Below are 7,346 nucleotides of genomic sequence, written 5' to 3' on the forward strand. Positions count from 1 at the left end.
TCCGGCGCCACCCGGTGGCCGGGTCCCCGCGGCGGGGGCCCGGCCGCCGGCGTTTTCGAGCGTGTGGCGATACGGACGTCCAGCGTCAGCGATGGCCCACGGCTGACACTTCTCAGGCTCCGCACAGGTCCGGGTCAGGCGGGCCACAACCGCCGGGCGGAGCGTCGGGACCATGACGACGCTCGCGACCGCACCCACGGTGCCCCTGATCGAGGCACCGCCGCGCCGGCGCGCGGGCGGGATCGTCGTCGCGGTGCTCGCCGTGGTCCTCGGCGCCGCGACGGTCGTCGGCTCGTACGTGCTCGCCGTGCTCGATCCCCGGGGACGTGCCCTCGACGAGGCGGTGTTGCGCGCCGCCACCGGCGTCGGGCTGCGCACCGAGGGGCTCACGGTGCTCGAGCTGGTCGGCATCCCGTCCGTGGCGCTGGCCGTGCTCGTACTCACGGGCGTCGCGCTCGCCCGGGGCCGTGGCGGGCGCGCGGTCACCGTGGTGGGCCTGGTGCTCGGCTCCCAGCTCGTCACCCAGGCGCTCAAGGCGGGTCTGGTCCGGCCGGAGTCGGCCGAGGGCAACTCGCTGCCCAGCGGGCACGTCACCCTCGTCGCCTCGCTGGGGCTGGCCCTCGTGCTGGTCGTGCCGCGCGCGCTCCGGCCGGTCGCCGCGCTCGCCGCCGTCGGGGTCACGGGCCTCGCCGGGGTGGCGACGATGGTCGCCGGCTGGCACCGGCCCAGCGACGTCGTCGCCGCGCTCGGCGTGGTGGCCGCGACGGCCGGGGTGCTCAGCCTCGCGGCGGCGCTGCTCCCGGGGCGACGGCGTCCACGATGTGCATGACCGACTCCCACAGCGTGCGCACCCGCACGAACCCGTGGCGCACGAGGGCGTCGGCGAGCTCGCCGCGCCCGAACACCCGCATCTGGGCGGCACGGCCCAGCAGCTCGATGACCACGCGCGTCGGCCCGGGTCCCTGCCCCGGCACCGCGACGGCCAGCCGCCCGCCGGGCTTGAGCACCCGCGCGATCTGCGCGAGCGCGGTGTCGAGGTCGGGCACCAGGTGCAGGCACAGCGAGCACGAGACGGCGTCGACGGTGTCGTCGCGCAGCGGCGGGTCCATCGCGTCCGCGCGCACCAGCACCGTGTTGTCCGCGCGGACGGCCCGGGCCGCCCGGTCCAGCATCGGCGGGGAGAGGTCCGCGCCCACCACCAGGCCCGAGGGACCGACCGCGTCGGCGAGCCGGCGGGTGTGGGTGCCCTGCCCGCAGGCGAGGTCGAGGACGGTCTCGCCGCCCACGAGGTCGAGACGCCGGTCGACGGCGTAGAAATCGCGCACCAGCCCGCCCGCGGCGAAGCGCGGCAGCCGCTGGCGCACGCGGTCGCCGGTGGCGAGGACGAGGTCGTAGACCCGGGCACCGCCGCCGGACTCCCAGAAGTCCTGCACCCGCCCGCGGGAGCCGGGCCGGCCGTTCACGAGGTCGAGCCACGCCTCGCCCGACGGTGCGGGCACCGGCACCGTGAGCAACGGCGCCAGGCGGTCGACCGCGCTCATCCGCCGCTCCGGACCGTGGCGCGCAGCGCGTCGAACTCGCCGATGATCGCGTCGGCCAGGTCGGGCAGGTCGGGCACCAGTTCCGCGCAGGACAGCAGGCCGATGTCGAGCTGGTCGACGTAGCTCTGGACCGTGACGTTGAGGCCGACGGGGTCGGCGATCGCCGAGACCGGGATGTAGTGACGCATCGTCGCGCCGCCGAGGTAGAGCGGCTCCCGCGGCCCCGGCACGTTCGAGATCACGAGGTTGAAGGGCGCCGGGGTCACCGCGCTCCAGCGGGCGAGGGCGCGGCTCACGGCGCTCACCGTGGCCGGGACGCCCAGCCCGGCCGCGTCGGGGCTGAGCTCGCCGGGCAGCGCGGCGAACACCTGCTTGGCCACGCGCAGCCCGTCGTGGGCGAGGCGCAGCCGCTCGACCGGGTCCTCGACGTCGGTGGGCAGCGCGGCGACGGTCGCGGAGACCCGGTTGGTCCACTGCTCGTCCTCGCCGCCCTCGCGCAGCGAGACCGGGATCATCGCGGTCAGCGGCTGGTCGGGGAGCTCGCCGCGGTCGAGCAGCCAGTGCCGCAGCCCGCCGCTGCACAGGGCGACGACGACGTCGTTGATCGTCGCGCCGGCCTCCTTGCCGACGGCCTTGACCTCGGCCAGCGGCAGTGAGCGGTGCGCGAAGCGCCGGTACCGGCTGACCGGGGCGTTGAACGGGGTGGGTGGGGTGACCAGCGGCGGGAGCCTGGGCAGGTCCTGGTCGGGGTCGCGCTCGCGGCCGATGTTGAGCACCGAGCCCACCCGCCCGCGCAGGCTCCCGCGCACCCGGTCGGCGAGGTCGATCACCGCCGGGTTGCGGGACGCGCGGGCCAGGCTCTGCCCCGCCCGCGCGGCCAGCACCAGGCCCCGCGCCGGGCGGCGCACGCCGTTGACCGCCGCGCGGGCCAGGACCACGGCGGTGGACGGCGGTGGCTCGGTCGCCCACTGCCCGGCGTGGCTGGGCGGCTCGGCGTCGGGGACGTCGTCGAGCATGAGCTCGAGCAGGTCGGCGCCCGCGGCCCCGTCGACGGTGCTGTGGTGGATCATCGTCAGGATCGCGAACCGGTCGGCCCCGCCTTCCTCCCCGGCGAGGCCCTCGATCACGTGGGACACCCACAGCGGGTGGTCGCGGTCCATCGGCGCGGCGACGAGGCGCCCGACGAGCTCGTCGAGCTGCTCGTCGGTGCCGGGCGGGGGCACCGCGCTGTGCCGGACGTGGAAGTCGAGGTCGAAGTCCGGGTCGGCGATCCAGTACGGGTGGTCCAGTCCGAACGGCACCTGGACGAGCCGCCGGCGCAGCGGCTCGAGCTGGTGCAGCCGGTCGGCGAGCTGGCGCCGCCACGCCGGGAAGGGCTCGAAGTCGGCGTGGGGCCGCTCGAGGATGAGCAGCTGGCTGACGTGGAGGAACTGGTGGTCGTCCTCGAGGTCCAGGAAGGCCGAGTCCAGGCCCGACAGCTGCTTCACGGTGGTGACCTCCTCGTCGACCGCCGGGGCGTCGCCCGGTGCGCACCGCATCCTGCCCCGGCCACCGGCCGTCCGTGCGGGGTGCGTCGGGGGACGGTGCGGTTCACCTCATCGACGGACTCAAGCGCAGCCTCCGGGACTGCGTAACCTCCGGCGGTCACGGCCGTTGAGCGGTTCGGAGGAGTAGTCACCCGTTCGGTGGCGCCCTCGGATCGCGCGAACGGACGGGGAGTCCAGACATGGGTAGGCACCAGATGGCGGCGTCCTCGTCGGCGCGCGCCCGGGTCGCGCTCGGTGCGCTCCCGCTGGTCGCCACCGTCGGGGCGATCGGTGTCGGCTCGGTGGTGATGACCCCCGTCGCCACCGACGCGCCGCTGCCGCCCCCGACCCTCGGTGGGACGGGTGGGGCTCCCGCGGCCCTGCCTGCTGCTCCGCCGGTGCCGGGTGCGCCGGTCACCGTGCTCGGCCTCGCCGCGAGCGGCGACCCGGCCGCCGACCCGGCCCGGCCCGACCGCACCTCGTCCGCCTCGTCCGCCTCGTCCGCCTCGACCGCCCCGACCGCGGGGAGCGGCGACGCCGACACCCCGCGGCGCAGCGCCGGCGCGGGCGGCGCGGACCGCGCTACCGCGGGTGCCCGCGACGCCGGCGCCCCCGCACGCGGCTCCTCGGGCGGCTCCGGTGGTGGATCCGGTGGTGACCCCGCCGGCGGTGCGGTGGATCGCGACGACGCCGGGAGCCCGGGCAGCGGCTCCGGCGGCTCCGGCGGCTCCGGGAGCTCCGGCGGCTCGTCGGGGTCCGGCGGGTCCGGCGGCGGTCGCGAGGGGGGACTGGTCGGCGGTGTCGTCGGCGGCCTCGGCCAGACCGTGTCCGGGGCGACCTCGCTGCTCTCGTTCGGCGAGTCGCCCTCGCCGTCGTTGCTCTCGTTCGGTTCCTGACCCCGGCCGCGGGCCCCGCTGCGGCAGCGATCACTCACGCACAAGTTAGTTAGGGTGATACAACAGTCCGGTGACGGCACCGACCCGAGGACAGTCGTGAGCACCCCCGTCGCCGGGACGCAGACCGGCAGCCCGTTCCGCCAGCCCAGGGCCGTCTGGGCCGTGGCGTTCGCGTGCGTCGTCAGCTTCATGGGCATCGGGCTGGTCGACTCGATCCTGCCCGCGCTGGCCCAGCAGCTCGCCGCGACGCCGGCGCAGGTCTCGTTGCTGTTCACGAGCTACCTGCTGATCACGGCGGTGGCCATGCTCGTCACCGGCTGGGTCTCCAGCCGCATCGGCGCCAAGGCCACCCTGGTCACCGGCCTGGTGATCATCGTCGTCTTCGCCGCGCTGGCCGGGGCCTCGGGCTCGATCGGCGAGATCGTCGGTTTCCGGGCCGGCTGGGGGCTGGGCAACGCGCTGTTCATCGCCACCTCGCTGGCGGTGATCGTCGCGTCCGCCAGCGGCGGGTTCGCGGGCGCGATCATCCTCTACGAGACCGCGCTGGGCGTCGGCATCGCGCTCGGGCCGCTGGTCGGCGGCCTGCTCGGCTCGGTGAGCTGGCGCGCGCCGTTCTTCGGCGTCGCCGTGCTCATGGCGATCGCGCTGATCGCGACGCTGGTGCTGCTCGACAAGACCCCGAAGCCCGCCACGAGGATCGGGCTCCTCGACCCGGTCCGGGCACTGCGCCACCGCAGCCTCGCGACGATCGCGCTCACCGCGTTCGCCTACAACTGGGGCTTCTTCACGTTGCTCGCGTACTCGCCGTACTCGATGGGCGGTCTCTCCGAGCTGGGCCTCGGCGGCGTGTTCACCGCCTGGGGCGTGCTCGTGGCGATCTTCGCGGTGTTCGTCGCGCCCGCCGTCGAGCGCCGCTTCGGCACGGTGCGCGTGCTCTACGTCGTGCTCGGCCTGCTGGCCGTCGACCTGCTCGTCATCGCGGTGTGGAACGACACCCCGAGCGTCGTGATCGGCGCGGTGATCGTCGCCGGCGCGATGATCGGCCTCAACAACACCCTGGTCACGCAGGCCGTCATGTCCGTCGCCCCCGTCGAGCGGCCGGTCGCGTCGGCGTCCTACAGCTTCGTGCGCTTCCTCGGCGGCGGCCTCGCACCGTGGATCGCCGGCATCCTCGCCGACGCCTTCGTCCCGGGGACACCGTTCTGGGTCGGGGCCGTGGTGGTCACCGTGGGCGGGCTCGTCCTCGCGACGGCGCACCGGCTGCTGCGCGCGGTGGAGACCGGGGCGGTCGCGGTGCCCCCCGAGACCGCCTCGGCGGTGACCGACGCCCCCGTCCTCGTGGCCGTCGACGCCGCGGCGCACGCGGCGGCGGTCGCGGCCACGGGGGGCCGGCTCGCGGCGCTGGTGGACGCCCCGGTGATCGTCGTGCACGTGCCCGGGAGCGCGGTCGTCGACGGTGCCACCGCCGACGACGCCGGCCACTCCGACCTCGCCCTCGACCGCTCGGTCGCCGCCGTCCGCGAGGCCCTCGGACGCGGGGGCAGGGTCACCGCCGAGACCCTGGCGCCCGTGGGCGGGCACGGCGACGTCGGTGCCGCGCTCGCGGATCTCGCGTGGAGCCGCGGGGCCCGCGCGGTCGTCGTCGGCCCGCCGCGCGGAGGAGCGCTCGCCGCCCTCGCCGCACCCGGCACCGACCGTGCGCTCTGGACGCAGGGGCCGTGCCCCGTGGTGGTCGTGCCCGAGGGCGCGGCGACCGAGCCGGCGGGGACTCCGACGGCCACCTCCGCGGCCCCGTCGGTGCCGGCCGGGCGCTGAGAGGGCGTCCACGGCAAAGGCCCGGCCCACCGCGGGGGTGGACCGGGCCCGGGACGTGCGCGGAGCCTCAGGCGGGGACGCTCGGGAGCTCGAACTGGCTCGGGACCTCGGGGAGCAGGTCGCCCACCGACGGGAGCGGCGGCAGCTCGGGGGCGTCCGGGAAGCCGGGGACCTCGACCCCGTTGAAGGTGTTGCCCTGACCGTTGCCCTGACCGATGACGTTGCCGGCGTCGACGCCGATGTTGTTGGTCTCGGTCGTGACGTTGTTGTTCTCGTCGACGTGCGACTCGGCGGAGGCGAGCGGCGCGGCGGCCATCAGGCCGGCGGTGACGCCGACGGTGACGAGACCCAGCTTCTTCAGCACGGAAACTCCTGAGGGTGTGTTCGGGGGAGCACGGCGTCGGACCGACCGGGGGTGACAGCGGCATCGACGCCTCCCAGGACCAACGACGGCGTGACGTCCTCGTGACCTCCGGACCGCAGAGCCACCCGATCGAGGGATCAACTCCGCGGAACTCCTGTCCGAGAACGACGACGGCCCGGCCACCGTGCGGTGGCCGGGCCGTCGTCGGTTGCGGGGGTCGTCAGAAAGTGGCGGTCTGGTCGCTGAGCACGTCCGAGGTGCCCCCGGTCGCGTCCTCGTCGGTCGCGTCCTCGTCGGTCGCGTCCTCCTCGTCCGCCGTGGCGGCCGGACCGCCGATGGCCACCGCGACGTCGTTGCCGCTGAGGTTGCCGTTGAGGATGTCGTTGCAGACGATGTTGGCCGCGTTGTTGCCGCCGATGGGGGCCTGCACGAGGGCGTTGCCCAGGAACGCGTCACCGTCGATGCCGCCGTTGGCCTCGGCCTCGCCGCCGACGACGTTGCAGTTCGACGAGTCGTCGCCGTGGTGGCGGTCGGAGTGGTCCGACTCGTGGGCGGAGGCGATCGGGGCGACGGCCACGAGGCCGGCGGAGACGCCGAGGGTGACCAGACCAAGCTTCTTCAGCACGAGAGAACTCCTGGTGATGGTTGTCAGGGGAGCGGACGTGGGCCACACGGATGACGCGCGGTTCCCACGCTCGGACGGCCCAACGAGGGCGTGACGGACCTGTTACCTCCCGATCCGGTGAAGCGCCCGAACGAGGGATCCGTGGGTCGCCCGCCCCGGACACACGTCGACCCGGCCACCGATGCGATGGCCGGGCCGAGCGCGGTCGTGATGACGCGGAGAGGGGCCTAGGAGACCGGGAGGTCGGGGCCCTCGGGGAACTCCGGCAGCGTCGCGGCATCGCCGCCGATGGCCACGGCGACGTCGTTGCCGCTGAGGTTGCCGTTGAGGATGTCGTTGCAGACGATGTTGGCCGCGTTGTTGCCGCCGATGGGGGCCTGCACGAGGGCGTTGCCCAGGAACGCGTCGCCGTCGATGCCGCCGTTGGCCTCGGCCTCGCCGCCGACGACGTTGCAGTTCGACGAGTCGTCGCCGTGGTGGCGGTCGGAGTGGTCCGACTCGTGGGCGGAGGCGATCGGGGCGACGGCCACGAGGCCGGCGGAGACGCCGAGGGTGACCAGACCAAGCTTCTTCAGCACG

Annotated in this window: 8 protein-coding genes; 3 read left to right on the forward strand and 5 right to left on the reverse strand. The window is 75.1% G+C overall.

Annotated features, from left to right (window positions below):
- Positions 1-172 precede the first annotated feature (172 nt).
- A complete protein-coding gene (locus C8D89_RS19665; protein ID WP_116709814.1) occupies positions 173-829 on the forward strand; it encodes a phosphatase PAP2 family protein in 657 nt (218 codons plus the stop codon).
- Here C8D89_RS19665 and C8D89_RS19670 read toward each other — a convergent pair.
- Both C8D89_RS19670 and C8D89_RS19675 read right to left on the reverse strand, forming a co-directional pair.
- Complete coding sequence (locus tag C8D89_RS19670; RefSeq protein WP_116709815.1) at positions 777-1,541, reverse strand: methyltransferase domain-containing protein; 765 nt, start codon at positions 1,539-1,541, stop codon at positions 777-779. The two genes, C8D89_RS19665 and C8D89_RS19670, sit on opposite strands and share 53 nt — an antisense overlap.
- Positions 1,538-3,028 (reverse strand): WS/DGAT/MGAT family O-acyltransferase, encoded by a 1,491-nt coding sequence (locus C8D89_RS19675; protein ID WP_165825812.1) that lies wholly within the window; start codon positions 3,026-3,028, stop codon positions 1,538-1,540. The genes C8D89_RS19670 and C8D89_RS19675 overlap by 4 nt, the downstream gene beginning before the upstream one ends.
- A gap of 239 nt (positions 3,029-3,267) precedes the next feature.
- On the opposite strand from C8D89_RS19675, the gene C8D89_RS29840 reads away from it, so the two are divergent.
- Positions 3,268-3,963, forward strand: a complete 696-nt coding sequence (locus tag C8D89_RS29840; protein WP_207787319.1) for a hypothetical protein — start codon at positions 3,268-3,270, stop codon at positions 3,961-3,963.
- Positions 3,964-4,059: 96 nt separating this feature from the next.
- Positions 4,060-5,778 carry an MFS transporter gene (locus C8D89_RS19685; RefSeq protein WP_207787320.1) on the forward strand — a complete coding sequence of 573 codons (1,719 nt, stop codon included), beginning with the start codon at positions 4,060-4,062 and terminating at the stop codon, positions 5,776-5,778.
- 67 nt (positions 5,779-5,845) lie between these two features.
- On the opposite strand, the gene C8D89_RS19690 is transcribed toward C8D89_RS19685, so the two are convergent.
- The 3 genes from C8D89_RS19690 to C8D89_RS19700 form a co-directional block, all read right to left on the reverse strand.
- Positions 5,846-6,142: a hypothetical protein gene (locus tag C8D89_RS19690; protein ID WP_116709818.1), complete on the reverse strand. Its 297-nt coding sequence runs from the start codon at positions 6,140-6,142 to the stop codon at positions 5,846-5,848.
- Positions 6,143-6,362: 220 nt separating this feature from the next.
- Positions 6,363-6,767, reverse strand: coding sequence for a hypothetical protein (locus tag C8D89_RS19695; protein ID WP_207787321.1), 405 nt, complete (start codon positions 6,765-6,767; stop codon positions 6,363-6,365).
- 227 nt (positions 6,768-6,994) lie between these two features.
- The coding region (locus C8D89_RS19700) for a hypothetical protein (protein ID WP_243418249.1) at positions 6,995-7,346 on the reverse strand (352 nt) is incomplete at its 5' end.

Source organism: Actinomycetospora cinnamomea (assembly GCF_003096675.1).
Lineage (GTDB): Bacteria > Actinomycetota > Actinomycetes > Mycobacteriales > Pseudonocardiaceae > Actinomycetospora > Actinomycetospora cinnamomea.

What these genes read in the sequence shown, in the direction of transcription:
- C8D89_RS19665 (WP_116709814.1), top strand. Translation starts at nt 173, where the DNA reads ATGACGACGCTCGCGACCGCACCCACGGTGCCCCTGATCGAGGCACCG.
- C8D89_RS19670 (WP_116709815.1), bottom strand. Translation starts at nt 1,541, where the DNA reads ATGAGCGCGGTCGACCGCCTGGCGCCGTTGCTCACGGTGCCGGTGCCC.
- C8D89_RS29840 (WP_207787319.1), top strand. Translation starts at nt 3,268, where the DNA reads ATGGGTAGGCACCAGATGGCGGCGTCCTCGTCGGCGCGCGCCCGGGTC.